The organism is Alishewanella sp. BS5-314, assembly GCF_025377695.1.
Classification (GTDB): Bacteria; Pseudomonadota; Gammaproteobacteria; order Enterobacterales; family Alteromonadaceae; genus Alishewanella; species Alishewanella aestuarii.
The window spans coordinates 62,061-85,681 of the sequence record NZ_JACEHJ010000001.1; the positions used below are offsets into that span (position 1 = coordinate 62,061).

Below are 23,621 nucleotides of genomic sequence, written 5' to 3' on the forward strand. Positions count from 1 at the left end.
CTTAGAAACTGGCAGCAAATTGTTATTATGGCGCCTTAGACACCCCAACCATGGCCGGGCGTAATAAGCGGCCATTTAACTCATAGCCTTTTTGCATCACAAAGGTCACCGTATTCGGTGGTAAATCCGCCGTCGGCTGCATGCTCATCGCCTGGTGCTGCTCCGGATTAAATGGCTGACCGGCTGGATCCAGCTGGATCACGCCATATTTCTCAACTGTATCCAGGAAGCTCTTCATCGTCAGTTCGATACCTTCGATCACGCCTTTAAAGGCCTCGTCTTCGCGGTTGATAAAGTTCAGCGCCCGCTCCAGGTTATCCAGTACCGGCAATAAGTCCGAAGCGAACTTCTCCAGCGCGAACTTATGTGCCTTTTCTACATCCTGCGCGGCGCGGCGGCGGGCGTTATCGGCATCGGCTTTAATGCGCAGCATTAAATCATGTTGCTCAGCCAGCTGACTCTGGGTTTTCGCCAGTTCTTCTTCCAGCTTGCTGATAATGGTTTGCTCAGACGACAGCTCCACTGTGTCGGCATGGCTATCGGTAGTCTGGTTCAGCTCTTCAGGGGTCTCTGCAGGCTTGTGTTGCTCAGTCATTGTTACAATACTCCAATTTTGCGTAGGGGTATTATGGGGATCAATTTGGCCGATTCAAGTTTAAATTTAACTGGGCGGCGCAGGATTCCACCAGTGGCACCAGGCGCGCATAATTCATCCGGCGCGGCCCAAGCAGTGCAATAAAGCGGTGTGGCTGTTGCTGATAGCTTTGGGCGATCACACTTAGCTGCGCCAACTCAACAAAGCCCGACTCTTTACCGAGGATCAGTTTGGGTTTGCTATCCTGGGTCACCAACTCCAGTAACTGCATCAGGCCAGCCGGATGTTCCAACATCTGCACTACCTGCTGCAAGGCCGGGTTTTGCTGATAATCCGGGGTTAACAACAACTGATGCTGACCAAAGATCAGCGGCTGATGCTGCATAAACTCATCCAGACTCAGTTGCCCCAGCACCTTTTGCAGCAGCGCCTGGCTCAGGCCGCTTTCGCTGCGCAGCAAATTACCCAGCCGGGCTATACCATCCTGCCACTGGCCACCGGCCAGGGCCGCGTTTAACAGGCACAGCACCTTACTTAAGGTAGCCGAATCAATACTTTGCTCACATTGCAGCACCCGGTGCAGAATGTCGCCATCTTCATCGATCACCACCAGTAACAAACGGTCACTGGCCAGACGCACCAAATCGATTTGCCGCACTTCACGGCCACTGGCCTTGGGCGCACTGATAATGGCGACACAACCGGTCAGGTTAGCCAGTAATTGCCCGGCCTGCTGGCATAATAACGATACCGGCAACTGCGGTACCAAACGCTTTTTGATCTCGGCCGCCCAACTATCGCTTAGCGGTTGCAGCTGCAGCATCTTATCGATAAATAACCGGATACCAGAAGTGGTAGGAATGCGGCCGGCTGAAGTATGGGGTGAGCGGATCAGCCCCTGCTGTTCCAACTGCACCATGGTATTGCGCACCGTAGCAGAGCTGACAGACAAAGCCTGATTTTCGGCGATCAGTTTGGAGGATACCGGTAAACCATCCAGCAGATACTGCTCAACGATCAGTTTTAAAATCAGCTCGGTTCTGCTTAATGTTTCGGTCATGCGCCTGCACCTGCCTTATATTGCTAACTATGATGGGGCCTTTCTAAAAAATTTCAAGCAGCTCAGGACACTAAAGCCAGCAGCCGTTATACTGAGCCAACAGTCTGGCCGCTGCCCGGGCAGAGGCAACACGCTGGCCGGTGCTTGCCTGGCCATTTAACACAGATCTCCTAACTCTGGTCTTTAAATATGGAAGCCTTATGAGTCTAGCCTTTAGCAAAGTGGGATTAATCGGTAAACCGCACCACAGCGGCGCCAACCAAACCCTGCTCAGCCTGTATCAGTTTTTGCAGCAACAGGGCCTGAGCGTCTATGTTGAAGAGCGCGTCGCGCAAAGTTTGCCCATCGCTGCGACCGAAGTGCTGGATCTGGTGACATTAGGAAAAACCTGTGATCTGGCGATCGTGGTCGGCGGAGATGGCAATATGCTGGGCGCAGCGCGGGTGCTGGCACGATTTGATGTGGCGGTACTGGGCGTAAACCGCGGTAATCTCGGTTTTTTAACTGATTTGGCGCCAGAGAGCTTTGCCGAACCGTTAACTGAGGTGCTGGCCGGAAATTTTGTTACCGAAAAGCGTAACCTGCTGGAAATCGCCGTCCATCGTCATGGCAGCATTAAAAGCAGTAACAGTGCGGTTAACGAGGCGGTGCTGCATGCCGACAAGGTGGCGCATATGATTGAATTCGAAGCCTATATTAATAATGAATTTGTCTACAGCCAACGCTCCGACGGCCTGATTATCAGTACGCCAACCGGCTCAACCGCATACTCCTTATCCGGTGGCGGCCCCATTCTGACCCCGGATCTGGATGCCATGAGCCTGGTGCCGATGTTTCCGCATACGCTGAGTAGCCGGCCGCTGGTAGTATCGGGGAACAGCGAAATCCGCCTGAAAGTAGCGGATACCAATGATGCCCATTTACAAATCAGTTGCGACAGCCATGTGATTCTGGCGGTAATGCCAGGCGATGATATTACCATCCGCAAACACCCTAACCCGCTGCGGCTGGTGCATCCGCCCGGTTATAGCTATTACCATGTGCTGCGCAATAAACTGGGCTGGGGCAGCAAGTTGTACTAAAAAAAATCGGCGCCCGACTTGCTAAAGTCACTTTTACTGTATAAATTTACACTGTAACTATAAACAGTATCAGGTGCCTTATGCTCTGCCATCTTCATATCAGTAATTTTGCCATAGTTCGCGCGCTGGAAATTGACTGGGCGGGCGGGATGTCAACCATCACCGGTGAAACCGGAGCCGGTAAATCCATTGCCATTGACGCCCTGGCACTGTGCCTGGGCGAACGGGCCGATGCCGCAGTAGTGCGTCCCGGCGCCGACAAAGCCGATATTGTCGCCACCTTTGATATCTCAGCCCTGCCCGCTGCGCGCGACTTTCTGCAACAACAAGACCTGTTGATGGGTAACGAATGTATTGTCCGGCGTGTCGTCAGTAATGAAGGCCGTTCCCGCGGTTATATTAATGGCGTGCAGGTGCCGGCGCAGCAGCTAAAGCAACTGGGACAGTACCTGTTATCGATCCATGGCCAGCACGCGCATCAGCTGCTGTTAAAGGCCGATTATCAGCGTCAGTTACTGGACGCCTATGTCGCCAACAGCGAGCTGCAGCAGCAATGCCGGCAAAGCTATCGCTACTGGCAACAGTTGCAGCAGGAGCATCAGGCATTACAGCATTCTCAGCAACAGCGTGATGCCCAGCGCCAGTTACTGGAGTATCAGGTAGCAGAACTGGATCAGTTTGCGCCACAGGCTGATGAATTCAGCGGGCTGGAAGCCGAACATAGCAGGCTGACGCACGGTAACACTCTGCTGTCGCAAAGCCAGCAATGCCTGCAGCAGCTGTACGATGATGATGAACAAAGCATTTACCGCGCGCTGTCTCAGGTCAGCTACCAACTGGAGCAATTACAAGCACTGGACCCGGCACTGGCCGGTATACAGCAAATGCTAAGCGATGCGCTGTTACAAACCGAAGAAGCCAGCCGTGAACTGCGCCGCTATGCCGATAAGGTGGAACTGGATCCGGAGCGGCTGGCTGAAGTCGACGAGCGACTGGCACAGTGGCTTAATCTGGCCCGCAAGCATCAGATCGCTAATGAACAACTGGCAGAGCGGCACCAACAATTAGCGGCAGAACTGGCAGAGTTAACCGGCTCAGAGCAGCGGCTGACCGAACTGGAACTGGCTATCCAGCAAGCCAGTCGCCAATATCAGCAGGCAGCGGCAGTGTTAACCGCGGCCCGCCAGCAGGCGGCCTCGGAGCTAAGCGAGCTGATCAGCAAAAATATGCATGAACTGAGCATGGCCAATGCCCGCTTTGCTATCAATGTTTCGACCTTGCCGTTAGAGCAGGCCAGCGCCAACGGCCTGGATCTGATCAGTTTTGAGGTATCGACCAACCCGGGCCAGCCACTGCAAGCGTTAAGTAAGGTCGCCTCCGGCGGTGAATTATCACGGATCAGCCTGGCGGTACAGGTAATACTGGCGGATAAGGTCACCACCCCTACCTTGATTTTCGATGAAGTGGATGTCGGGATCAGCGGCCCGGTAGCAGCCGGCGTCGGACGCTTATTGCGCCAGCTCGGCCAGAGCACCCAGATTATTTGCGTTACCCACCTGCCGCAAGTAGCCAGCCAGGGCCATCAGCAGTTATTTGTGGAAAAATATACCGATGGTATCGCCACCGAAACCCGGATGCGCCAGCTCAGTGATGATGAGCGGATCCAGGAAATTGCCCGTCTGCTGGCCGGTGAGAATATCAGTGCCAATGCGCTGGCCAATGCGCGGGAACTTTTGTGTACCCCTGCAGTCTGAGCTGCAGTTTTGCTGCGCTAAGCTGCACAGCACCAAAGGTGTGTAAGCAGCTTAGCCTGGTAACGAAACCCGACTTTACCGCACCGCACTCAGAAACAGGTTTTTTGCTTACGCATCCTGGGTTATGATGACGGCACTTAGGTTGATGACATGGTATCTATGAAAGCAGTAGTAAAAATCGTCTTACTGGCGGCGGCTCTTAGCCTGAGCGCCTGTAGCAGCTGGGTATACCGTATTGATATTCCGCAGGGTAACTTTTTAGAGCAAAAGGACGTTGATAAACTCCGTATTGCCATGACCAAGGAGCAGGTGGTGTTTGTACTGGGTAATCCCGTCGCAGCCAACCCCTTTGACCACGATACCTGGCATTACTTTTATGCCCTGAGAGGAGGCCGTGGCAATAATTTTGAAAAGCGCCTGGTGGTGGAGTTTAAAGATGACCGGCTGGTAAATATCAGTGGTGACTTTGATAAGCACCCGGACTTTGACAAGCCGCTGGATATTTAAGACAGCGTATTAGCAAGATATACAACAAAGCCGCTTTATCGCGGCTTTTTTATTGTGGTCACTATTGTTGTGATTTTTATTGTGTGTTGTGATTTTTATTGTGATTCTTGTTGCAAGTGTCGCGGCCAACCTGCTGAATGGTGACATACCAAACAGCTTTGACCTTATAAATGACCACCGGTAACTTTATTCGCCCGCCCCTCGTCCTTGGCTTTTTCGGCACGGCGCCGACGCAAATCTTTCGGATCAGCAATCAAAGGCCGGTAGATTTCAATCCGGTCGCCGTCTTTCACTTTATCACTTAACTTCACCGGCCGGCTCCAGACACCCACTTTTTGTTCGCTCAGGTTAATCTGCGGAAATTGCTGCAAAATACCGGATTGACGGATAATCTGCTCAACACAGGTATCAGCCGGCACCGAGATAGTTAACAAAGCCTGCCGCTCCGGCAAGGCATACGCCACCTCAACGCTAATGGTATCGGAAATGGCGGCACCTGCGCTGTTATTCACCATAAACTTGCTTCGCTCTCTGGGTAAAGGCGTTGACCATGGCAGCTGTTAACTCCTGAAATATCTTGCCAAAGGCAAACTGCACCAACTTATTTGAAAATTCAAATTCCAGCTGCAAAATCACCTTGCAGGCTTGCTCATTTAACGGCACAAATTGCCAGCCGCCCTGCAAGCGCTTAAAAGGCCCATCAACCAGCTGCATTTCTATGCGTTGTACCGGGTGTAAAATATTACGGGTAGTAAAGCTTTGCCCAATGCCTGCCTTGGAAACCTCAAGTTTCGCCACCATTTCCTGTTCAGTGTGGCGGATCACCGTGGCTTTGGTACAGCCGGGTAAAAATTGCGGATAATCCGGCACCGCATTAACCAGGTCGTACATTTGTTGCGCGCTGTAAAAAACCAAGGCACTGCGCTCAATTTGTGGCATACTCACTCCCCTTTAAACTCGCCGCCGATTGTAACAGAATAACGCGCTGCAACAAGGCATGAGCCATCGCTGACATCCAACACTGAGCTGCGACAAGTAACGAAATATGAGCAAAAAACAAGCAAGCAAAAACAAAAACGGTACCATAGCGCAAAACCGCAAAGCGCGGCACGAGTACTTTTTAGAAGACCGCTACGAAGCCGGCCTGGCCCTGCAAGGCTGGGAATTAAAAAGTATTCGCGAGGGTAAGGTCAACCTGTCCGACTCTTATGTCATTTTGCATAATGGTGAAGCATTTTTACTCGGCGCACAAATTCAGCCGCTAAACAGTGCCTCTACCCATGTGGTATGCGACCCCGAGCGCAGCCGCAAACTGCTGCTGCACAAGCGCGAGCTAAGTAAACTTGTTGGCCTAAAAGAGCGCGAAGGTTATACCCTGGTCGCCACCGCCATGTACTGGAAAGCCTGCTGGGTAAAGCTGGAGTTTCATTTAGCCAAGGGCAAGAAAAGCTATGACAAGCGTGACGATATTAAAGACCGCGACTGGTCACGCGAGAAAGAGCGCATGATGAAACACAGTAAACACTAAAACACCCTTGAAACTTTTTCCGCCTGGCCCCATCTAATTAGGGCGACAGGAAAACGGCTAAAGCATAAAGCCCGCTTGTGTAAAGCAATCAGGCTGCGTACAATAGCCAAACACTGAAAGTGAGTGTTACTTCCACAGAATTCGGGGCTGATTCTGGATTCGACGGGATTCACGAACTCTTAGGTGCATGCCGAGGTGAGGTAGGCCTCGTAAAAAAGCCTCAATTAAATAGTCGCAAACGACGAAACTTACGCAATCGCTGCCTAATAAGCAGTAGATAGCTCTTCCCCTCACGCATGCCTGTAAGCTGAGACTCTGGAAGATCACCCCTAACAGGATCGCGTCGCGTCTTCGCCTGGAGACAAAACGTTAAAACCAATCAGGCTCGCCCGACGATAGCCTGCCAGCTGGCGCTCATAGGGTTAACTAAATAACTGGCTAAGCATGTAGTACCGACGATGTAGGTTTTTCGGACGCGGGTTCAACTCCCGCCAGCTCCACCAACTAGAGAAGCGGCGCATTAGCGCCGCTTTTTTATTGCCTGCCATTCCCACTGCCAGACTTATTGGTCGATATTTTGAGTATCTGCCGCCATAGGTATATACTTCACCTATCTAGTTGTTGGAGGTGAATATGGATACGGGTACAGTGTTTAAAAATAACAATACCCAGGCGGTGCGACTGCCGGTTGAAGCGCGTTTTCCAGACGATGTAAAAAAGGTGGTGGTGCGTGTTGTCGGTAAAGACCGTATCCTAACGCCGGTTGCTAACAGCTGGGATTCGTTTTTTCTGCAAGGCCCTGCGGTAACAGACGACTTTATGACTGAACGGGCTACACAGCAACAGCAAGAGCGGGAAGCCTTTTAATGCTGAAATATATGCTGGATACCAATATCTGCATCTATGTAATTAAACGCCGGCCGCTTGAAGTACTGCAAACCTTTAACCAATATGCCGGCTTAATGTGTATTAGCGCCATTACCTATGCCGAGCTTTGTCACGGCGTTGAAAAAAGCGCGCGGCCCGAGCAAAACCGGCAAGCCGTGGAAGATTTTTGTTCGCGTTTGCAGATACTAGCTTACAGTGAAAAAGCGGCTCAGCATTATGGCGAAATCCGCGCTGAGCTGGAACAGCTTGGTATCCCTATCGGCGTCAATGATCTGCATATCAGTGCGCATGCCCGCAGTGAAAGCCTAACGCTCGTGACTAATAATCTGCGCGAGTTTGAGCGCGTTGCCGGCTTGCGGTTAGTTAACTGGCTAAATTAGGCGCTATTAGCCGCAGCGGAAGCCCGGGCAACGGTAATTTAATTAAATATTTTCACATCATTTTCCCTTGTCCTGTGGTGATTTAGCAGCGATTTGCTGCAAAATAAGCGCTTGCTGGTTTGATCTCTGCAAATAAAATCTGCATAGTAAGCATCAGTGCTGCGCTGCGCCTGAAAATGGGCGGCCAGTTGCATAGCTGTATCAGGGAAGAATGCCGCACTCAGGACGCGCCGGCCGGCTTATGCTATTACAACAAAAACAGCATTTTCCTATTGTCAGGGTTGCGCCATGCATTCTAATTCTCAGGCCAGTTTAGCGCTTAGCCTGCTACAAACTGCTGTGCCCAGCGAACCACTCCCACAGCAAGGTGGTCACTGGGCATTATTGTTTCAGCGCGATTTTCAGATCAAGCGCGCCGTTAGTAGCGACGAGCAGCAACAAAGCTATCGTTTACGCCACCAGGTGTATTGCGAAGAGTTAGGCTTTGAGCCTACCAATGCCAATGCCATTGAGCAGGATCACTACGATCAGCGCTCTGCCCATTATCTGCTACAACACCGGCAAAGCCACAGTCTGGCCGGCACTATGCGGATGGTGTATTGCCGTTCAGCCGCGGAACAATTACCGGTAGCTAGTTATTTCGCTGGCAGTTTTACCGAACCACAATTGCAGCCAGCAGCCTTCGCACCGGACAGCATTTGTGAACTATCACGTCTGGCGCTGGCCGGTGAATTTCGCCGCCAGCAACAACCGCATAATCCGGCACTGAGCCAGTTAAATCCGTTACAAGTTAGCCCGAACAACAGTCATTACCGTTATCTGGCGGCGGGTTTGTATCTGGCTGCGCTGGAGCAAGCCTACAGCGAGGGGATAGCGCATGCCTATGCTGTGGTTGCGCCCGCTCTGGCCAGAATGCTCAACCGGGTCGGCTTTCAATTCCGCCAAATCAGTGCGCCAATTGAACTGAATGGCCAGCGTGCTGCCTATTATCTGGATGTGAACAAAAGCCTCTATACTTTGTGTGATGATTATAAGCTGTTACGGCAAGTGCTGGCGGCGCAACTGGCGCAAGTTAGCCTCTCTGGCATCCGCTAACATCTGACGGATTACATAGCACTATGGATTCATTAACCCAAATTGCCCTTGGCTCGGCGGTTGCCGTTGCTGTAGTGGGCCGCAAAAGCTCAGTTAAAAAAGCCGCGCTCTGGGGTGCGGTAGCCGGCACCCTGCCGGATCTGGATATCTTGATCGACTACGGTGATGCGCTGAGTAATATGGTGTACCACCGTGGCTTTAGCCATGCGCTGTTCTATCTGACGCTAATATCACCGCTGCTGGCGCTGCTGATTTGTAAAATTCATCAGCAAATGCCGCTATACCGTCATTGGTTGCTGGCGATCTGGCTGGTGCTAATTACCCACCCCCTGCTGGATACCCTTACCATCTATGGCACTCAGCTGGCGCTGCCCTTTAGTAATCATCCGTTTGCGGTGGGTAGCATCTTTATTATCGATCCCCTTTATACGCTGCCATTATTGCTCGGCCTGGCCTGGGTGCTGTGGCGCGGCAAAAGGGCCCTGGCCGCCAATACCGCAGCGCTGGTGTTCTCCAGCTGTTATTTACTCTGGGGCCTGGCTGCGCAGCAGCATGTCTTACAAGTTGCTGCCAAGCAGCCGGTAAGCAGTGAAGCCAGGGTGCTGGTGGTACCGACGGCACTGAACACCTTACTGTGGCGGGTATTGCTGGTCACCGAAGACGCTTACTATGAAGGCTTTTACTCGCTGCTGGAAAAGAACAGCGACATCGTTTTTCAGCGTTATGTACTGGACCCTGAGTTATACCAGCGCTATCAGCAGCATCCGGATGTGCAGACGCTGGCCGCCTTTAGTCAGGGCTTTTACGCCCTGGAGCAACAGGGCGAGCAAGTAGTAATGACAGATTTACGGATGGGGCAACAACAAAACTATGCCTTTAGTTTTGTGCTGGCCGCGGAGCCGGGGCAACCGGTTAGCCGCTTGCCACGACAACTGCAGCTGGCCGAAACCGTAAGCTGGGTGTGGCGCACTCTGACCGGTGAGCTCAGTGCCGCTAACCAATTACCTCGTAACCTGACCAGTCCGGACGCAGAGGCTGAGCCTGACCGCCCGGCAGCAGCTCAATATAGTAGCCACTAGCCTGCTGTAACGGCAGGCAATCGTCCAGCTGCAGCAAATCATCTTTGTGCGGGCTATCGGCATCGGTCAACAGCTGAGCTTTGGCCCTTGCCTTCGCCTCTGCAGCACTTTTCGCCACACAGAGCATAAAATCATGCTGCTCGGCAATCTTGCCCGGGTAATAACCACCAAAATTTATAAAAAACAGCTTTTCCGCCTGCTCAACCGGCGTTGTCGACAGACGGATCTGATAGCCATCAATATTATGTAGCGCCAGATAGCTGTCCAGATGCAGACCTTTAATCTCGCCAAACCATTGCTGGCGCAGCTGAGGGTAAGTCTGCTCAATGGTCTCACCGACCACAAAACGCACATCGTGCAGTTCAATATTGGCACCGGGTGCGGTGCCACCTAAATAGACTAAAAATAGCTGCATCAGCTGTCCTTATAAACGAATACTTAAACCATCAGTCAGGGCACGGCGATAAGCCACCAAGGCCGGTACGCAGGCCAGTAGCGCAGCTGCAGCCAGAATGCCGCCAGCCCAGTACAGGCTTTGTAAACTAAAGGGGCTCAGGCTGATAAAGAGGCCATAGTTCGCCGCCAGATAGTCCTGCACACCCCACAGCGCGGCCAGCAGTAGGACGGCACTGCTAAGCATCGCCACACTGGTCAGCAACAGCACTTCCAGTTGGATCAGCCAAAACAGATACCAGGGGCTGGCTCCCACTGCGCGTAAAATCGCCATTTCGCGTTGCCGCTCTCGCATCGAAGCCAGCAAGGTGGTCATCATGCCAACTAAAGCTGCCACCAGCACCAATAAGGTGATCAGCAGCAGCATATTCTCTACCATGCCCAGCATCTGCCACAGTTCAGCCAGTGCCACCCCGGGTAAGATGGCAGTCAGGGGTTCGCCGCGAAACTCATTGATCTGCCGCTGCACCACAAAGGTGGCCATCCGTGAATTCAACCCCACCATAAAGGCGGTAATTGCCTTGGGAGTTAAATCCATTTCCAGCGCCTGTTCGGCACTGACCTGCCGGCCAGGCATAGGCGCGCCCTGCTGCCAGTCGATATGGATGGCTTCAATGCCTTCCAGGCTAACATGTACAGTTTGATCAACAGGAGTGCCGGTTGGCGCCAGGATGCCGACGACAGTAAAAGGCTTGTCTTTATGCTCGGAAAAACTGACCGCGCCGATACCATGCGCCAGTACGATTTCCTGCCCCAGCACATAGCCCAGGCGCTTTGCCACCTCAGCGCCTAATACCGCATCATAAACACCGGCAAAGGGCACGCCCTCAGCAAACTGCAGCTGCTGCGATGAGGCGTAGCGGAAATGTTCAAAATAGCCCTGATTCGTGCCCAATACCCGGTAGCCACGGTGCGAATCGCCGAGCGATAACGGGATGGTCCAGGCGATTTGCGGATGCCGGCTGATCCGCTCATAGGTTGCCCAGCTGACATTCGCGGTGGCATTGCCGATCCGGAATACCGAATACAGCAACAAGTTCAGCTGACCAGAGCGGGCACCGACGATCAGATCAGTACCAGACACCGTATTGGTAAAGCTACTGCGGGCTTCTTTACGGATATGATCAATTCCCAGTAGTAGCACCAGACTGATGGTTAGCGACAACAGAGTTAATAACACAGTGCCACGGCGGTTCCATAAACTTAGACGGGCGAGTTTAATTAACATGCCACTACTCCTTGCTCCAGGGCTGTCATCGCCAGTTGATAATGAAAATAACGCTGCAACTGACTGTCATGGCTGACAAAGATCACAGTAGTGCCGCTTTTATCCGCTTCACTGAGCAATACCTGCATAAAGGCATCACGGTTATCTGCATCCAGGGCTGAGGTGGGCTCATCGGCAATCAGTAAGGTTGGCTGGGTCAGTAAAGCCCGGGCAATGGCAACCCGCTGTTGCTGACCTACGCTTAACTGGCTGGCTTTTTGCTGCCAGTAATTATCTCCCAGCCCCAGTGCTGTTAACAGTTCGCGGGCCCGCTGCTGCATTGCTGCGGCCGGCGCCCTGGCAAAGGCAGCGCGTAACAGTACGTTATCCAGCACACTCAGATAGGGGATTAGGTTCAGTTGCTGAAACACCACCCCAATCTCCGAAGCGCGCAATTTATCGCGACGCGAGGCACTGAGCTGATGCAGCGCCATGCCGTTTAACCAGATTTCACCAGCGTTAGGCACGGTAATACCGCATAACAAATTCAATAGCGTGGTTTTACCACTGCCCGAGGCACCGCGTACAAAGAGGTGCTGGCCGCTATTTAGCGACAACTTTGGGATGGCCAGTTGCCAGCCGCCGGGCTGGTACCAAAATTTAAGATCTTTGAGTTCAATCGCAGGAAATTTCGGCTTGGTGGTCACAGGGTCTCCTTTCTGCATGCTATGATAGCGCAGCATAGTGCAATGTGCTGTGCAGTGTTCTGTGCCGTATTATGCGTTAATTAAGAGGCGAAACTCCAATGTTCAACAAGTTGTCTGTTGCGTTTTCTTTGGTACTGACCGCAATGTTGGCTTTTAGCCTGCAGGCGGCCGAGGTTAAAACCATTGAATGGACTGATTTAATGCCGGAAGAGGACCTGAAGCTACTCCAGTCCTTACCCGAGGTGACGCACGACTATAGTCAGCCTTCACCGTTTGAAGATAACTACAATGGTAATGACCCTACTGCCCAGGCCTGGCAGCAAATTTTACAGTCAGCCAAGGTAAAACCGGAATTTAATAACGTTAAGGTCCGGATCCCGGGCTTTATTGTGCCGCTGGAATTTGATGACAAACAAAATGTGACCAGTTTCTTCCTGGTACCCTACTTTGGTGCCTGTATCCACGTACCGCCACCGCCACCAAACCAGATTATCTATGTTACCGGCGCGTCCAATCTGCGCGCGGATATGATCTATTCACCATTCTGGATCAGCGGCACCATTACCACCGACAGTGTCTCGCATGACTTAGCCAACGCGGCTTACAGTATCAAGGCCGATAAGGTAGAAGAATATACCTGGTAACGCCCCCGTAATAAAAAATAGTAACAAAAACAGTTACAAAAAAGCCGGTTTGCTGTTTTAGCAATACCGGCTTTTTTTATGGTGCTGCCTTTCCAGCGCCTTGCGATACCACTGCCGTTAGAATCGAATACTGTTGTTATTCAGCGTTGCTGTAGCAGCGCCCTGGCGACCGTTAATCACCCACTGCACCTCCACCTTTTCCAGTGCCGGCGTCAGACTGAACAACCCCAGCTCCAACTGCTGCAAACGCGCCGGGTTTTGACACAGCAAACTGATATTGGCATAAAAATCACCATGACCAGTGTAACCCGGTTCGGTCAGATCAGTATTAGCATCGGCGCTTTGCACTTCGCAGTGGGCGTCGCGGCTTAAGGTAAGCCAGGTTGCCTGGGCAAGATTATCCAGCGCCAGCGCAATTTCCTGCCGTTGCTCGTTATTGCTTGGCGCATGTTCAAAACCGACGATATTGTAGGCGGCAGATTGCAAAGCCAGTTGCAGTTCATTGCCCTCCAGCACCAACGTCAGCGTCGCCGCGCCATGCACATGAGCACCCAATTGAGTCATGTCATCATGATCATGGTCGTGCGCATGCTTGTGATCATGATCGTGATTATGTTGTTCAGCCTTGGGCGCTTTGTCGTGCTGATGCGCCGGATGCGCCTGAACCAGCGCAGCCGGGCCCAGCAGTAAGGCGGGCAGCAGCAGGGCAATCAATTTTGATGACATAGCCTTCTCCTCAAATGTTATTGTGTCACATCATACTCAGTTTTTACGCGACTGCAACGCTAACGAATGATCGCCAAAGGGCTCACGCCCGTACTCGCCATAACTCTGATTAACTGTGGCCGCTATGCGCAAACTGATTATTATTCTGGGCGATCAATTAAGCCCAGCCCTGGCCAGCCTGCGTCAGGCAGGTCCTGACGACCTGATTCTGATGGCAGAAGTGAAAACCGAAGCCCGTTACGTTAAACATCATAAGCACAAAATCATTTTACTGTTTAGCGCAATGCGTCATTTTGCCGCAACCTTGCGGCAACAGGGCTTTGCGCTTTGTTATCTGGAATACGGCGCACAGCCGGGTATTCACAGTATGACCGATGCCGTGGCCTATGCCCTACAACAGCAAGAGTTCAGTGACATTGTCATCACCGAGTGCGGCGAATACCGGTTGCAACAGGAGATACTGAGCTGGCGCGAACGTTTTAATCTGCCGCTGCACGTGCTGGAAGATGACCGCTTTATTTGTTCAACGGCGATGTTTGCACAGTGGGCCACTGATCGCCAGCAGCTGCGGATGGAGTTTTTTTACCGCCAGATGCGCCGCTACACCGGCTTACTGATGGATGCGAAGCAACAACCTGTCGGTGGCCAATGGAACTATGATAAAGACAACCGCAAAGCCTGCCCTCCGGATCTAAAGCAAGTTCCGCCATTGCAGTTTAGCCCCGATGACATTACCCGGCAGGTGATGGCGCTGGTTGAAACCGAGTTTGCCGACCATCCCGGCAGCGTCGGTGAATTTCACTATGCCGTCACTGGTAAAGCTGCCCGGCAGGCGTTCTTGCATTTTGTTGATCAGCAGCTGGCCAATTTTGGCGATTATCAGGATGCGATGCTGCTGGAGCAGCCATTCTTGTTTCACAGCATCTGTTCGATGTACCTGAATGCCGGTTTACTGGATGTGCGCTGGATGTGCCAGAAAGTCGAATCCGCCTGGCGCGAACAAAGCGTCAGCCTGAATGCCGCCGAAGGCTTTATCCGGCAGCTCATTGGCTGGCGCGAATATGTCCGCGGTCTGTATTGGTTAATGATGCCAGACTACAGCCGCCATAATTTCCTGCAGGCGCATACACCTTTGCCCGGGTTTTACTGGCATGCCGGAACTAAGATGCGCTGTATGCAGCAGGCGATCAGTCAAACCCTGCAACATGGCTATGCGCATCATATTCAACGTTTAATGGTTACCGGTAACTTTGCCTTGCTGGCGGGCTTAGCCATCGATGAAGTCACGGCCTGGTATCTGGCGGTTTATGTCGATGCCTACGAGTGGGTTGAGCTGCCCAATACGCTGGGAATGGCGTTATTTGCCGATGGTGGCATTCTGGCGTCAAAACCCTATGCCGCCAGCGGCGCCTATATCAACCGGATGAGCAACTATTGCAAACATTGCCACTACCAGGTGAAAGAGGTGACAGGTGCCAAAGCCTGCCCTTTTAATGCGCTGTACTGGGATTTTCTGGCCCGCAACGAGTCGCAATTAGGTCAGAATGCACGGATGCAGCTGGCTTATAAAAACTGGCATAACAAAACGCCGGAGCAGCAACAGGCGATCCGCGCCCAGGCTGCGCAGTGGTTAATACAGATTGAGCAGTTATGACAACACTGGTACTACTAAATAGCAGCTTACGACTGGATGACAACCCGCTATTAAAGGCGCCAGCGGGGCCTGCCGCTGCCGTTGTAGTGCTTGAGCAGCAGCAGTGCTTTGGCCGCCAGTATGGCTTGTTTCGCAGCAATCTTTGGCGCCTGAAAACCCAGCTGCAAGCCGTTCAGGCGCTCACTGAGGCCCTGGCACAGCACAATATTGGTCTGATTATCCGCTTTGGCGATACCCGCAGCGAGCTTTTACAGTTAGCAGAGCTACTGCAGGCCGATAGACTGCTGGCCAATGAGCCAACGGCACCGGAGGAATACCAGGCGCTGCGTGCTCTGGCACCGGCGCTTGCGCTGGAACTGCAGGATAATAACAGCCTACTCGGCGCTACGCTAAGACCAGAGCTTGGCCGCTTGCCCGATCGCTTTACGCAATTTCGCAAACAGCTGGAGCCAAGCCTGCTGGTCACGCCGCCACAAAGGACGCAGCCTGCTGGTGACTGGTTAAGCCCGGCAGCTGCCGCCACTTACTCGCAGCAGGCGATGCTGCAGCAATGGCTTGGCAACAGCGTTCCGGCGCGCTGGGATGAAACTAAGGCGCTGGCGCGACTTAAGCATTTTATCTGGCAGGGCCAGCATATTCTGCATTACAAAGACAGCCGCAATGCGCTCATCGGTGAGCATTACGCCAGTTTTTTCTCAACGCCGCTCAGCTTGGGCACCTTGTCGGTGCGCCGCTGCTGGCAGCAGGTGGAACAATTTGAACAGCAGATCGAAGCTAACGAATCGACCTACTGGCTAAAATTTGAATTACTGTGGCGGGAGTTTTTCCGCTGGCAAATGCGCAAATATCAGGCGCGCTGGTTTAGTAAAACCGGCATCAGCGGTAAGGCTGATTACAGCAAACCCAGCCTGAACAACTCGCAGCAGCATGCTTTTGCCAGCTGGTGTGCCGGTAATACTGGCGTGCCTTTTATCGATGCCAATATGCGGCTGTTAAATCAAAGCGGTTTAATGAGTAACCGCGGCCGGCAAAATGTGGCCAGCTATCTGGTGCATGATTTGGCGCTGGACTGGCGGCTGGGCGCTGCCTACTTCGAGCAGCGGCTACTCGATTATGATGTGGCCAGTAACTGGGGTAACTGGGCCTATATCGCAGGCTATGGTAATAGTGAAGCCCGGCCCTTTAACCCGATTAAGCAGGCGCTCTGGTACGATCCGGACGCGGCCTTTGTACGGGCGCTGCTGCCGGACATCAGCGGCGTTGGTAAGGCAGCGCATCGCCCTGCCGCACACGCTCGCCTGTTACCGCAGTGGCGCAGCTGGTTAAGCGAACTCTAGCGATGCATCTGCTGTGGTTTAAACGCGACCTGCGCCTCGAAGACCACGCCGCGCTGTTTTATGCCGCCAAAAATGGCAGCGCCGTGTTACCAGTCTATATTGTCGAGCCAGATTATTGGCAACAGCCTGATGTGTCGTTACGGCACTGGGCCTTTGTCAGCGAAGCCCTGACGCAGCTGCAGCAGCAACTGACAGCACTGGGGCAGCCGCTGTTGGTATGTTATGGCGCCGCGACCCGGGTACTACGTGAACTCTGTGCCCGCTTTCCGATCAGCGCTGTCTATAGCCATCAGGAAACCGGTAATTTATGGAGCTATCAGCGTGATCTGGCAGTAGCACGTTTACTGGCAGAACTGGCTCTGCCCTGGCAGCAATACCCGCAGTTTGCGGTGATCCGCACGCTCAGCTCCCGTGATCACTGGTTCGAGCAAGCCGATCATTGGCTAAGCCAACCGCTTTACCCCTGCCCGGCGAGGCTACCTTTTATTTGCGCCGCGAACTGGCAGGCGCCGCTGCCGGTACCGCAACGTAGCCGCGATTTTCCGGCGTGTCAGCAGCGGCAGCATGGCTGGCAGCTGCAACAAACGCTGGATAGCTTTCTACACCAACGCAGCCAGCACTATCATGGCGGCATTTCTTTTGCGGCGCGCGCAGTAAACAGCTGCTCCCGCCTCAGCCCCTTTCTGGCTTATGGCCAGCTTAGTATCCGTCAACTGCAGCAGCTTACCGAGCAACAACGTAAGGCCAGCGATTCCACACTGCAAAAACGCGGGCTGCAGGCGTTCTACAGCCGGCTGCGCTGGCATTGCCACTTTATACAGAAGCTGGAAGATGAACCGGAAGTGGAAATGCGTAATATGCATCGCGGCTTTGATGGCTTACGCGAGGACGCCTTTGATGCGGCGCTGTATCAAGCCTGGGCCAGCGGTCAGACCGGCTATCCGCTGATTGACGCGGCCATGCGCTCGCTGCTACATACCGGTTGGCTGCACTTTCGCGGCCGCGCCATGTTGGTGGCCTTTGCCAGTTATCATTTGTGGCTGCACTGGCGGCCGCTGGCACTACATCTGGCACAATGCTTTGTCGACTACGAGCCGGGCATCCACTATCCGCAAATACAGATGCAAGCCGGCACGACCGGGATCAACCCCAACCGTATGTATAACCCGGTAAAGCAAAGTATGCAAAAAGATCCCAAAGGCGAGTTTATCCGGCAATGGCTGCCGGAACTACGCCGGGTGCCGGACAGCTGGCTGCATCAGCCCTGGTTGATGAGCAGCTCGCTGCAACAGCAATACGGTTGTGTGATAGGCCGCGATTATCCGGCACCGGTGGTCGCGGCCGGCCAGGCCGTAAGCGCAGCCAGAGCGAAACTCAGTCAGTGGCTGGCGCAGCAACGCGGGCAGTTTGAACTGGAAAAGCGTCAGGTATTTCAGCGCCATGCCAGCCGGAATCGGCCAGCAGAGCGGCGCTCAGTAAAGCAGAGCAGTCAGCTCGGGTTATTCGACTAACACCTTGGCTTAAACTGACGGGAGCAGCTTAGATGGCCTCTTCGTCTTCCTCACCGGTACGAATACGGATCACCCGCTCCACATCAAATACGAAGATCTTACCATCACCAATGCGGCCGGTTTGCGCTGTGGTCATAATGGCTTCGACACAACGTTCTACCTGCTCATCAGTGACTACGATTTCCAGCTTCACCTTAGGCAAAAAATCCACCATATATTCGGCGCCGCGGTACAACTCAGTGTGGCCTTTCTGCCGGCCAAAGCCTTTAACTTCAGTTACCGTCATGCCGGTAATATTCAGATCGGCCAGCGCTTCGCGCACATCATCGAGCTTAAAGGGTTTAATAATGGCTTCAATTTTTTTCATGGTAGAACTCATCGCTCTGCTTAGATAGTGGCCGCAGTATAATACAACAGACGGCAGGCTTCAGCTGTCGGAGCGCATTTTGTTGATCCTTTCAGCAATAAATCCGTTAAGATATCAATAACCAACAGCGAGGCCACTATGAGCATAGAACAAGCAATTATCCGGGAAATGCGGGTGCTGCCGCAGATCGATGTCGAATTTGAGATCCGCCGCCGGGTCGACTTTATTAAAGCGAGGCTGCAAAGTGCCGGCTTAAAAACTCTGGTACTTGGCATCAGTGGCGGTGTTGACTCCACTACTTGTGGCCGGCTGGCCCAGTTAGCGGTGGATGAATTAAACCGCGAACAGAGTGGTGGCTATCAGTTTATTGCGGTGCGGCTGCCGTACGGTGTGCAAAAAGATGAAGAAGAAGCGCAGCTGGCGCTGCGTTTTATCCAACCCAGTCTTAGTGTGACGGTCAATATAAAGGCGGCAGCCGATGCGCTGCATCAGAGCACCTTACTGGGTATTGAGAGCCTGCCGTTACCGGGCGAAGCGCAGCAGGATTTTGCCAAAGGCAATGTTAAAGCTCGCTGCCGGATGCTGGCGCAGTATCATATTGCGGCGCTGCAAGGCGGTTTAGTGCTGGGTACCGATCATTCGGCAGAAAATATTACCGGCTTCTACACCAAATGGGGTGACGGTGCCTGTGATCTGGCACCGCTGTTCGGCTTAAGTAAACGCCAGGTCCGGGCCTTGGCACGGCATCTGGGCGCGCCGGAACTACTGGTAGAAAAAACACCGACAGCCGATCTGGAATGTATGGCGCCGCAAAAGGCCGATGAAGCGGCTTTGGGACTTACTTACCAGCAAATTGATGACTTTTTGGAAGGTAAGGCCGTGGATGCGGCGGTCAGCGCGCGTTTAGTGCAGATCTATCAAAAAACCCAACATAAGCGCCAACCGATCCCAACGGTATACGACCCTTTGTAACAGCGCTCATCCCCTAAAGCGGGCCGAATTACCGCTTTAGGGCGTTTTAGCATAACAACCAAGAACAATATAAATAACATTTATTTTACATAACATATCTTCGCGCTAGACTTCAAAGCAGTAGCAAAGGAGTCTGGATATGCGCCAACTTGGGTTAACCTTACTTGAACTACTGATCGCGTTAGCGGTTTTAGCTATCTTGCTATCCATCGGTGCGCCGGCGATGGATGAACTGATCCACCAACAGCGCGCCAAAAGTTATGTGCAGCAATTCAGCCGCCATATACATTTTGCCAGGCTGCAAGCCAGTAGCCACCTGCAACCGGTACGCATGTGCCCGGTCAGCGGCAATCAATGTCTGGGCAACTGGCAGCACGATCCCATTAGGTTGACGTTACAGTTGCCAGAGCCGACACCACCATTGCTATTACGGGAACTACCGGCGCTACCAGGCGGGCATCGTCTGAACTATAACCGCCAGCAGCTGGAGTTTCGCCGTGATGGCAGTTTAAATGCGCTGGAAAACGGTACCTTTTATTACTGTCCGCCCAGCCGCTTTAACTGGCATTACCGGCTGGTATTAAATCAGGCCGGACGCAGCCGGCTGCATTATATCAATACCGCCTGCCCCTGAATGGATTTCGCTTTAGCTTGCTCATCGCCAAAGCTCTGCGCCATATTGGCATTGCTGCTCTTTTAACTGCAGCATAAGCGGACTTGCTGACGCCGCCCGGCCATTGCCTTTACTCCCAACAGCTTAACGGTTCAGCCAAACCGGGATTGCGCTGCCCAAGATGATTAAGACTAAACTGCCGGCAGAGCTGGTCCTGCTGCTGGGGTCCCTGCGCCGTTAACAGCAGTAAATAGCTGTGCGGTGCCGTGCTTGCCGACAGCTGTAACTGATAACGGCCGTTAAGAGTTAGGGCTGAGCTTAGCCCCAACTCAACCGCACTGGTGGCATAACGACCTTCTGCCAGCAGATATTGCTCTTGCCGGGCAGCCAGTTCTAATAAGGTAGTAACCGCCTGAGCACGGTAGGAGCGCAGGATATATTGCTGATAAGACGGGTAGCTGATACTGGCCAGGATCCCCAGCAACAGCAATGTGATCAGCATCTCCAGCAGCGTAAAGCCACGCGCTTTCATTAAAAGGCCCCCTGCTCGTCTTTAAAGGTGGCCAGACGTCGGATAAAAGCTCGGGCATCCAGCTGCAGCGGCTCACTGCAATAGTGACAATCACCACTGATCCGACGCAGTAACGGCAGAATAGTCAGTTGCTGATTAGCATTAGCCCAGATCAGGCTGACACTCAGATCCACCTGCTGTTGCAATTGCAAACGCCCGTCTGCCAGATAAGGGATACTCAGCTGCCGGCTTTGATAGACCTGCCCCGCAGTATGTAATTGCACCGCCAATAGCTGATGCTCGGCTAGTTCAGGCTGGCAACTGTCTGCGGCCGGGCGCATTAAAGGCGCATAGATCACACCGGCGACCACTCGTGGCAGCGCCGTTAAGCGACCGTTTAAGCGCATTTGCCAACCCGCCGTTGCCAACAGATTACGCCAATCAGCAGCGCTGAGCGTAAGTTGCTGCTCTGCCTCGGATAATTCAGTGCGATCTGTGAGCTGAGCGCCCTGGACAAAGGTCTGCAGCGCCGGATTAACGCTATAACGCAACAGCAGCAACACATCCTGATCCGACAGTGGGTCGCGGCCAAGCAATAACAGCAGATGCTGCTCCAGATTTTGCCAGACTGCCGGCGCCAGGCGGCCTGGTAATCGCGTTCTGAGCAAGCTGACGCTATAACGAAACTGCAGCCCAAGCCCAGACAAATCCGCCAATAGCACAGGCGTACCCAGTTGGTTGCCGGAAAAAGCCGCCCGCCAAATTAAGCCTTGTTGATTCACCAGCCACAGATGATCCGCCAGCCCATCCAGATCCGCATCTTCTGCCAGTGGTTGCGCCATAAAGCTACCGGAAAAAGCCGGATGATTCAGCGCGATGCTGGCAAGTAGTTGCTGATCTGCTGCGCCGAGCACCAGCAGCTCGGCAGGCTCTGACGATGCTGCGGCCCAGCTCAGCTCCGCCTGTATAGTCTGTTGCTGATGGTTAAGCGTTAGCCGTGCCGGTTCAGCCGGCAGAAACTCCGGGCAAGCCGCAGGCAAAGCCAGACTTTGCAGCAGCAGCCAAAGTAACAGAATGCGGGGGCTCATGGTGCAAGCTCCGGGATCTGCAACCTTTTACGTAGCAGCATGCTGCCGTAGCGGGTATAAAGCGGGTATTGATGATGTTGCTCTGCTGTTTCAAATAACACCAACTCACATTGCATGCTGGCATCTGACCAGGCAGCATAGGTTCCCGGGCAAGAGGGCAGAGCTGATACCGGATCAGGTAGCAGTTCCGGATCCAAACCGGATAACTGTAACAGATGCGCCTGCAATGCCTGTACGTCCAGTTGCAGTTGCTGCTGCGCTGCCTGAGCCGATTTCACGCTAAGCTGGCTGATATATAAATTACTACTGACCATTAATAACATAACCACTAAAAACAACAGTGCACTGAGTAAAACCATTCCTTGCTCTCTCATAGCTCCTCCGTAGTTTCAGTAACGATGCTCTGAATTGTCGTCCTCACTCTTCTGCCGTACTGGCAAAACTAAAATTCACCGCCCCACTTAACAGCAGGCGCCGGTAGTGATCGCCGGGCGCAGCAAACTGCTGCGATCCCAACTGATATAAACGCTGATTCTGATACCGCATATCCGGCTCCAACGCCCGCAGTAACACAAAGAAGCGGACACCCAGGATCCGCGCATCTTGTTGAAACCAGTTGCCGCTGGTCATATCGGCGGTGGGTACTATGGCATCAGGTTGCCCGTCCTGATCCAGATCGAGCAGAAACTCAAAGTGCAGCCGCTCCACCCCATCGACTACCGAGTCGGTACTGATACTGGCTTGTCCGCCTGCAGTGCGAACCAGACGCTTGCGCATCAAGACCGGTATACTGCCAGTGCTGTGTTGCTGCCATTGGATATACAGCACTAAATGTTGGTAGGGAAAAAGCAGTGTCTGAGCCGGAATAGCACTGTCACGATCGACGAACTGCGCTTGCTGCCACTGCGGCCAGAAGTAATAACGGTTGGCACGCATTTCATCAGGCGTTACAGCTAAACCCAAAGTGCGTTTGAGTTGGATAAACTCAGTGCCATTTGCCAGGTTAGACAAACAGGATAATTGCCCGCTGCTACCGGCCGCCGCGGCATAAAGCGTCAGAAAGGGCTCATTGGTAAGCGGAAAACTACCATGCGTCATACCGGGCAGCCGGCAATCGGCGGCCGGTGGCGCAGCCTGGCTGCTACTTTGCCTGACTTGTGCTAGCGATTGACCGGCCCAGAAGCCACTGTTTTCAAACTCGTTATACAACAAATTCAGTACCAGCTGGCCATTTTGCTGCAAAAACGCCAGCTGCCTGCTCTGGGTAGAAGCAGCACTAAGACTACTAAAAGCAGTTAACATCAACGCTAACAGCAGCAGCGCCAGCGTACTGGCGATCATTAATTCGATTAATGAAAAGCCTCCTTGCTTACCAGTCATAGGCTACTCCATGGCAGGAACCTGTAGACCGGTCCGGCCTGGCCCGCCGCCGCAGTGCTGGCTGGCCAGGCTTAGCGCCGAGCGCTGTTGCCAGCTGGCTTGCAATCTGATGTGTCCGGCTTGCTGCTGTAGGCAAAACTCGGGCGCCAGCAAGAGCCCGTAGCCACTATCGGTTAGCCATTGCTGCTGCCAGCGCGCCAGCAAATGCTGGCGGTAATCTCCATCAACGCAACCCGACGCGCAAGGCGGCATAACCGTTTCCGGCAATATATCGAGAGCGGTATCTGTAGCAGTATGAAAACTGGAAAGTTGTGGCAGGATATCACGCGCCAGCGCCACCGCTGTGGTGGTTTGCAAGGCATCGGTAGTCAAGCGCAGTGCTTGCAGCTGAGCGGCAAGCACTGTCAGTAAGCCGACTTTTAAGATCAGTAAAGTGACCAGTACCTCGACTAAAGTCACTCCCTGTTGGCGTAACATGGCGAC

The 23,621-nt window shown here is 53.2% G+C and carries 28 protein-coding genes and 1 other RNA gene; 15 read left to right on the forward strand and 14 right to left on the reverse strand.

The features are described from left to right. Positions 1–25: 25 nt before the first annotated feature. Both grpE and hrcA read right to left on the reverse strand, forming a co-directional pair. Positions 26–595, reverse strand: coding sequence for a nucleotide exchange factor GrpE (gene grpE, locus H1D31_RS00255; RefSeq protein ID WP_261255095.1), 570 nt, complete (start codon positions 593–595; stop codon positions 26–28). A 40-nt stretch (positions 596–635) separates the two neighbouring features. Then, positions 636–1,655: a heat-inducible transcriptional repressor HrcA gene (gene hrcA / locus H1D31_RS00260; protein WP_008608832.1), complete on the reverse strand. Its 1,020-nt coding sequence runs from the start codon at positions 1,653–1,655 to the stop codon at positions 636–638. Positions 1,656–1,855: 200 nt separating this feature from the next. On the opposite strand from hrcA, the gene nadK reads away from it, so the two are divergent. From nadK to H1D31_RS00275, 3 genes are all read left to right on the forward strand, one after another. Further along, positions 1,856–2,737 carry an NAD(+) kinase gene (nadK, locus tag H1D31_RS00265; protein ID WP_261255096.1) on the forward strand — a complete coding sequence of 294 codons (882 nt, stop codon included), beginning with the start codon at positions 1,856–1,858 and terminating at the stop codon, positions 2,735–2,737. An 80-nt stretch (positions 2,738–2,817) separates the two neighbouring features. Then, a complete protein-coding gene (gene recN, locus H1D31_RS00270; protein ID WP_261255097.1) occupies positions 2,818–4,491 on the forward strand; it encodes a DNA repair protein RecN in 1,674 nt (557 codons plus the stop codon). Between the two features lie 150 nt (positions 4,492–4,641). Beyond that, positions 4,642–4,998, forward strand: coding sequence for an outer membrane protein assembly factor BamE (locus tag H1D31_RS00275; protein WP_008949940.1), 357 nt, complete (start codon positions 4,642–4,644; stop codon positions 4,996–4,998). A 164-nt stretch (positions 4,999–5,162) separates the two neighbouring features. Here H1D31_RS00275 and H1D31_RS00280 read toward each other — a convergent pair whose 3' ends face one another. Both H1D31_RS00280 and H1D31_RS00285 read right to left on the reverse strand, forming a co-directional pair. Next, positions 5,163–5,513, reverse strand: coding sequence for an RnfH family protein (locus H1D31_RS00280; RefSeq protein WP_008608838.1), 351 nt, complete (start codon positions 5,511–5,513; stop codon positions 5,163–5,165). Continuing rightward, complete coding sequence (locus tag H1D31_RS00285) at positions 5,503–5,937, reverse strand: type II toxin-antitoxin system RatA family toxin (protein ID WP_008608839.1); 435 nt, start codon at positions 5,935–5,937, stop codon at positions 5,503–5,505. The genes H1D31_RS00280 and H1D31_RS00285 overlap by 11 nt, the downstream gene beginning before the upstream one ends. A gap of 106 nt (positions 5,938–6,043) precedes the next feature. Between H1D31_RS00285 and smpB the strand changes: the two genes are divergently transcribed. From smpB to H1D31_RS00315, 6 genes are all read left to right on the forward strand, one after another. Then, entirely contained in the window at positions 6,044–6,526 is a 483-nt protein-coding gene (gene smpB / locus H1D31_RS00290; protein WP_008608841.1) for an SsrA-binding protein SmpB, read from the forward strand. A gap of 143 nt (positions 6,527–6,669) precedes the next feature. Beyond that, positions 6,670–7,029: a transfer-messenger RNA gene (gene ssrA, locus H1D31_RS00295) on the forward strand. Positions 7,030–7,159: 130 nt separating this feature from the next. Then, positions 7,160–7,393, forward strand: coding sequence for a type II toxin-antitoxin system VapB family antitoxin (vapB, locus tag H1D31_RS00300; protein WP_261255100.1), 234 nt, complete (start codon positions 7,160–7,162; stop codon positions 7,391–7,393). Beyond that, complete coding sequence (locus H1D31_RS00305) at positions 7,393–7,794, forward strand: type II toxin-antitoxin system tRNA(fMet)-specific endonuclease VapC (RefSeq protein WP_261255102.1); 402 nt, start codon at positions 7,393–7,395, stop codon at positions 7,792–7,794. The genes vapB and H1D31_RS00305 overlap by 1 nt, the downstream gene beginning before the upstream one ends. A 288-nt stretch (positions 7,795–8,082) precedes the next feature. Next, a complete protein-coding gene (locus tag H1D31_RS00310; protein ID WP_261255104.1) occupies positions 8,083–8,889 on the forward strand; it encodes a PEP-CTERM/exosortase system-associated acyltransferase in 807 nt (268 codons plus the stop codon). 23 nt (positions 8,890–8,912) lie between these two features. Next, positions 8,913–9,968, forward strand: a complete 1,056-nt coding sequence (locus tag H1D31_RS00315) for a metal-dependent hydrolase (protein ID WP_261255106.1) — start codon at positions 8,913–8,915, stop codon at positions 9,966–9,968. Here H1D31_RS00315 and H1D31_RS00320 read toward each other — a convergent pair. From H1D31_RS00320 to H1D31_RS00330, 3 genes are read right to left on the reverse strand one after another with little or no spacing between them, the layout of a single operon-like run. Next, positions 9,883–10,383 carry a DUF1543 domain-containing protein gene (locus tag H1D31_RS00320; RefSeq protein ID WP_261255107.1) on the reverse strand — a complete coding sequence of 167 codons (501 nt, stop codon included), beginning with the start codon at positions 10,381–10,383 and terminating at the stop codon, positions 9,883–9,885. The genes H1D31_RS00315 and H1D31_RS00320 overlap by 86 nt on opposite strands. 9 nt (positions 10,384–10,392) lie before the next feature. Further along, positions 10,393–11,649, reverse strand: coding sequence for an ABC transporter permease (locus H1D31_RS00325; RefSeq protein WP_008949957.1), 1,257 nt, complete (start codon positions 11,647–11,649; stop codon positions 10,393–10,395). After that, on the reverse strand, positions 11,643–12,335 hold the full coding sequence (locus tag H1D31_RS00330) for an ABC transporter ATP-binding protein (RefSeq protein WP_261255108.1): 693 nt from the start codon (positions 12,333–12,335) through the stop codon (positions 11,643–11,645). Before H1D31_RS00330 ends, H1D31_RS00325 begins: the two co-directional genes overlap by 7 nt. A gap of 98 nt (positions 12,336–12,433) precedes the next feature. On the opposite strand from H1D31_RS00330, the gene H1D31_RS00335 reads away from it, so the two are divergent. Further along, a complete protein-coding gene (locus tag H1D31_RS00335) occupies positions 12,434–12,979 on the forward strand; it encodes a DUF3299 domain-containing protein (RefSeq protein ID WP_008608847.1) in 546 nt (181 codons plus the stop codon). Positions 12,980–13,096: 117 nt separating this feature from the next. On the opposite strand, the gene H1D31_RS00340 is transcribed toward H1D31_RS00335, so the two are convergent. Continuing rightward, positions 13,097–13,705: a DUF2796 domain-containing protein gene (locus H1D31_RS00340; protein ID WP_261255109.1), complete on the reverse strand. Its 609-nt coding sequence runs from the start codon at positions 13,703–13,705 to the stop codon at positions 13,097–13,099. A gap of 124 nt (positions 13,706–13,829) precedes the next feature. Between H1D31_RS00340 and H1D31_RS00345 the strand changes: the two genes are divergently transcribed. From H1D31_RS00345 to H1D31_RS00355, 3 genes are read left to right on the forward strand one after another with little or no spacing between them, the layout of a single operon-like run. Next, on the forward strand, positions 13,830–15,359 hold the full coding sequence (locus tag H1D31_RS00345) for a cryptochrome/photolyase family protein (protein ID WP_261255110.1): 1,530 nt from the start codon (positions 13,830–13,832) through the stop codon (positions 15,357–15,359). After that, on the forward strand, positions 15,356–16,696 hold the full coding sequence (locus H1D31_RS00350) for a DASH family cryptochrome (RefSeq protein ID WP_261255111.1): 1,341 nt from the start codon (positions 15,356–15,358) through the stop codon (positions 16,694–16,696). Before H1D31_RS00345 ends, H1D31_RS00350 begins: the two co-directional genes overlap by 4 nt. A 2-nt stretch (positions 16,697–16,698) precedes the next feature. Then, positions 16,699–18,207: an FAD-binding domain-containing protein gene (locus tag H1D31_RS00355; RefSeq protein WP_261255113.1), complete on the forward strand. Its 1,509-nt coding sequence runs from the start codon at positions 16,699–16,701 to the stop codon at positions 18,205–18,207. Positions 18,208–18,235: 28 nt separating this feature from the next. On the opposite strand, the gene glnB is transcribed toward H1D31_RS00355, so the two are convergent. Further along, positions 18,236–18,574 carry a nitrogen regulatory protein P-II gene (gene glnB / locus H1D31_RS00360; RefSeq protein WP_008949963.1) on the reverse strand — a complete coding sequence of 113 codons (339 nt, stop codon included), beginning with the start codon at positions 18,572–18,574 and terminating at the stop codon, positions 18,236–18,238. 138 nt (positions 18,575–18,712) lie between these two features. Between glnB and nadE the strand changes: the two genes are divergently transcribed. Next, positions 18,713–19,546 carry an ammonia-dependent NAD(+) synthetase gene (gene nadE, locus H1D31_RS00365; protein WP_008608862.1) on the forward strand — a complete coding sequence of 278 codons (834 nt, stop codon included), beginning with the start codon at positions 18,713–18,715 and terminating at the stop codon, positions 19,544–19,546. Between the two features lie 139 nt (positions 19,547–19,685). Beyond that, positions 19,686–20,180 (forward strand): GspH/FimT family protein, encoded by a 495-nt coding sequence (locus tag H1D31_RS00370; RefSeq protein ID WP_261255115.1) that lies wholly within the window; start codon positions 19,686–19,688, stop codon positions 20,178–20,180. A 109-nt stretch (positions 20,181–20,289) separates the two neighbouring features. On the opposite strand, the gene H1D31_RS00375 is transcribed toward H1D31_RS00370, so the two are convergent. Genes H1D31_RS00375 through pilV form a run of 5 tightly spaced genes read right to left on the reverse strand, consistent with a single transcriptional unit; the run spans position 20,290 to position 23,615 of the window. Continuing rightward, positions 20,290–20,691 carry a type IV pilin protein gene (locus tag H1D31_RS00375; protein ID WP_261255116.1) on the reverse strand — a complete coding sequence of 134 codons (402 nt, stop codon included), beginning with the start codon at positions 20,689–20,691 and terminating at the stop codon, positions 20,290–20,292. Next, positions 20,691–21,758 carry a hypothetical protein gene (locus H1D31_RS00380; RefSeq protein ID WP_261255117.1) on the reverse strand — a complete coding sequence of 356 codons (1,068 nt, stop codon included), beginning with the start codon at positions 21,756–21,758 and terminating at the stop codon, positions 20,691–20,693. The genes H1D31_RS00375 and H1D31_RS00380 overlap by 1 nt, the downstream gene beginning before the upstream one ends. Continuing rightward, positions 21,755–22,132: a hypothetical protein gene (locus H1D31_RS00385; RefSeq protein WP_261255118.1), complete on the reverse strand. Its 378-nt coding sequence runs from the start codon at positions 22,130–22,132 to the stop codon at positions 21,755–21,757. The genes H1D31_RS00380 and H1D31_RS00385 overlap by 4 nt, the downstream gene beginning before the upstream one ends. Positions 22,133–22,175: 43 nt before the next feature. Beyond that, positions 22,176–23,138, reverse strand: a complete 963-nt coding sequence (locus tag H1D31_RS00390) for a PilW family protein (protein WP_065955601.1) — start codon at positions 23,136–23,138, stop codon at positions 22,176–22,178. A gap of 3 nt (positions 23,139–23,141) precedes the next feature. Beyond that, positions 23,142–23,615, reverse strand: coding sequence for a type IV pilus modification protein PilV (pilV, locus tag H1D31_RS00395; RefSeq protein ID WP_261255119.1), 474 nt, complete (start codon positions 23,613–23,615; stop codon positions 23,142–23,144). Between the last annotated feature and the right edge of the window lie 6 nt (positions 23,616–23,621).

What these genes read in the sequence shown, in the direction of transcription:
- H1D31_RS00385 (WP_261255118.1), bottom strand. Translation starts at nt 22,132, where the DNA reads ATGAGAGAGCAAGGAATGGTTTTACTCAGTGCACTGTTGTTTTTAGTG.
- H1D31_RS00335 (WP_008608847.1), top strand. Translation starts at nt 12,434, where the DNA reads ATGTTCAACAAGTTGTCTGTTGCGTTTTCTTTGGTACTGACCGCAATG.
- H1D31_RS00370 (WP_261255115.1), top strand. Translation starts at nt 19,686, where the DNA reads ATGCGCCAACTTGGGTTAACCTTACTTGAACTACTGATCGCGTTAGCG.
- H1D31_RS00380 (WP_261255117.1), bottom strand. Translation starts at nt 21,758, where the DNA reads ATGAGCCCCCGCATTCTGTTACTTTGGCTGCTGCTGCAAAGTCTGGCT.
- H1D31_RS00315 (WP_261255106.1), top strand. Translation starts at nt 8,913, where the DNA reads ATGGATTCATTAACCCAAATTGCCCTTGGCTCGGCGGTTGCCGTTGCT.
- H1D31_RS00280 (WP_008608838.1), bottom strand. Translation starts at nt 5,513, where the DNA reads ATGGTGAATAACAGCGCAGGTGCCGCCATTTCCGATACCATTAGCGTT.
- pilV (WP_261255119.1), bottom strand. Translation starts at nt 23,615, where the DNA reads ATGTTACGCCAACAGGGAGTGACTTTAGTCGAGGTACTGGTCACTTTA.
- glnB (WP_008949963.1), bottom strand. Translation starts at nt 18,574, where the DNA reads ATGAAAAAAATTGAAGCCATTATTAAACCCTTTAAGCTCGATGATGTG.
- H1D31_RS00340 (WP_261255109.1), bottom strand. Translation starts at nt 13,705, where the DNA reads ATGTCATCAAAATTGATTGCCCTGCTGCTGCCCGCCTTACTGCTGGGC.
- nadE (WP_008608862.1), top strand. Translation starts at nt 18,713, where the DNA reads ATGAGCATAGAACAAGCAATTATCCGGGAAATGCGGGTGCTGCCGCAG.
- smpB (WP_008608841.1), top strand. Translation starts at nt 6,044, where the DNA reads ATGAGCAAAAAACAAGCAAGCAAAAACAAAAACGGTACCATAGCGCAA.
- hrcA (WP_008608832.1), bottom strand. Translation starts at nt 1,655, where the DNA reads ATGACCGAAACATTAAGCAGAACCGAGCTGATTTTAAAACTGATCGTT.
- H1D31_RS00350 (WP_261255111.1), top strand. Translation starts at nt 15,356, where the DNA reads ATGACAACACTGGTACTACTAAATAGCAGCTTACGACTGGATGACAAC.
- nadK (WP_261255096.1), top strand. Translation starts at nt 1,856, where the DNA reads ATGAGTCTAGCCTTTAGCAAAGTGGGATTAATCGGTAAACCGCACCAC.
- H1D31_RS00275 (WP_008949940.1), top strand. Translation starts at nt 4,642, where the DNA reads ATGGTATCTATGAAAGCAGTAGTAAAAATCGTCTTACTGGCGGCGGCT.
- H1D31_RS00325 (WP_008949957.1), bottom strand. Translation starts at nt 11,649, where the DNA reads ATGTTAATTAAACTCGCCCGTCTAAGTTTATGGAACCGCCGTGGCACT.
- H1D31_RS00390 (WP_065955601.1), bottom strand. Translation starts at nt 23,138, where the DNA reads ATGACTGGTAAGCAAGGAGGCTTTTCATTAATCGAATTAATGATCGCC.
- vapB (WP_261255100.1), top strand. Translation starts at nt 7,160, where the DNA reads ATGGATACGGGTACAGTGTTTAAAAATAACAATACCCAGGCGGTGCGA.
- grpE (WP_261255095.1), bottom strand. Translation starts at nt 595, where the DNA reads ATGACTGAGCAACACAAGCCTGCAGAGACCCCTGAAGAGCTGAACCAG.
- H1D31_RS00355 (WP_261255113.1), top strand. Translation starts at nt 16,699, where the DNA reads ATGCATCTGCTGTGGTTTAAACGCGACCTGCGCCTCGAAGACCACGCC.
- H1D31_RS00285 (WP_008608839.1), bottom strand. Translation starts at nt 5,937, where the DNA reads ATGCCACAAATTGAGCGCAGTGCCTTGGTTTTTTACAGCGCGCAACAA.
- H1D31_RS00345 (WP_261255110.1), top strand. Translation starts at nt 13,830, where the DNA reads ATGCGCAAACTGATTATTATTCTGGGCGATCAATTAAGCCCAGCCCTG.
- H1D31_RS00320 (WP_261255107.1), bottom strand. Translation starts at nt 10,383, where the DNA reads ATGCAGCTATTTTTAGTCTATTTAGGTGGCACCGCACCCGGTGCCAAT.
- H1D31_RS00305 (WP_261255102.1), top strand. Translation starts at nt 7,393, where the DNA reads ATGCTGAAATATATGCTGGATACCAATATCTGCATCTATGTAATTAAA.
- H1D31_RS00375 (WP_261255116.1), bottom strand. Translation starts at nt 20,691, where the DNA reads ATGAAAGCGCGTGGCTTTACGCTGCTGGAGATGCTGATCACATTGCTG.
- H1D31_RS00310 (WP_261255104.1), top strand. Translation starts at nt 8,083, where the DNA reads ATGCATTCTAATTCTCAGGCCAGTTTAGCGCTTAGCCTGCTACAAACT.
- recN (WP_261255097.1), top strand. Translation starts at nt 2,818, where the DNA reads ATGCTCTGCCATCTTCATATCAGTAATTTTGCCATAGTTCGCGCGCTG.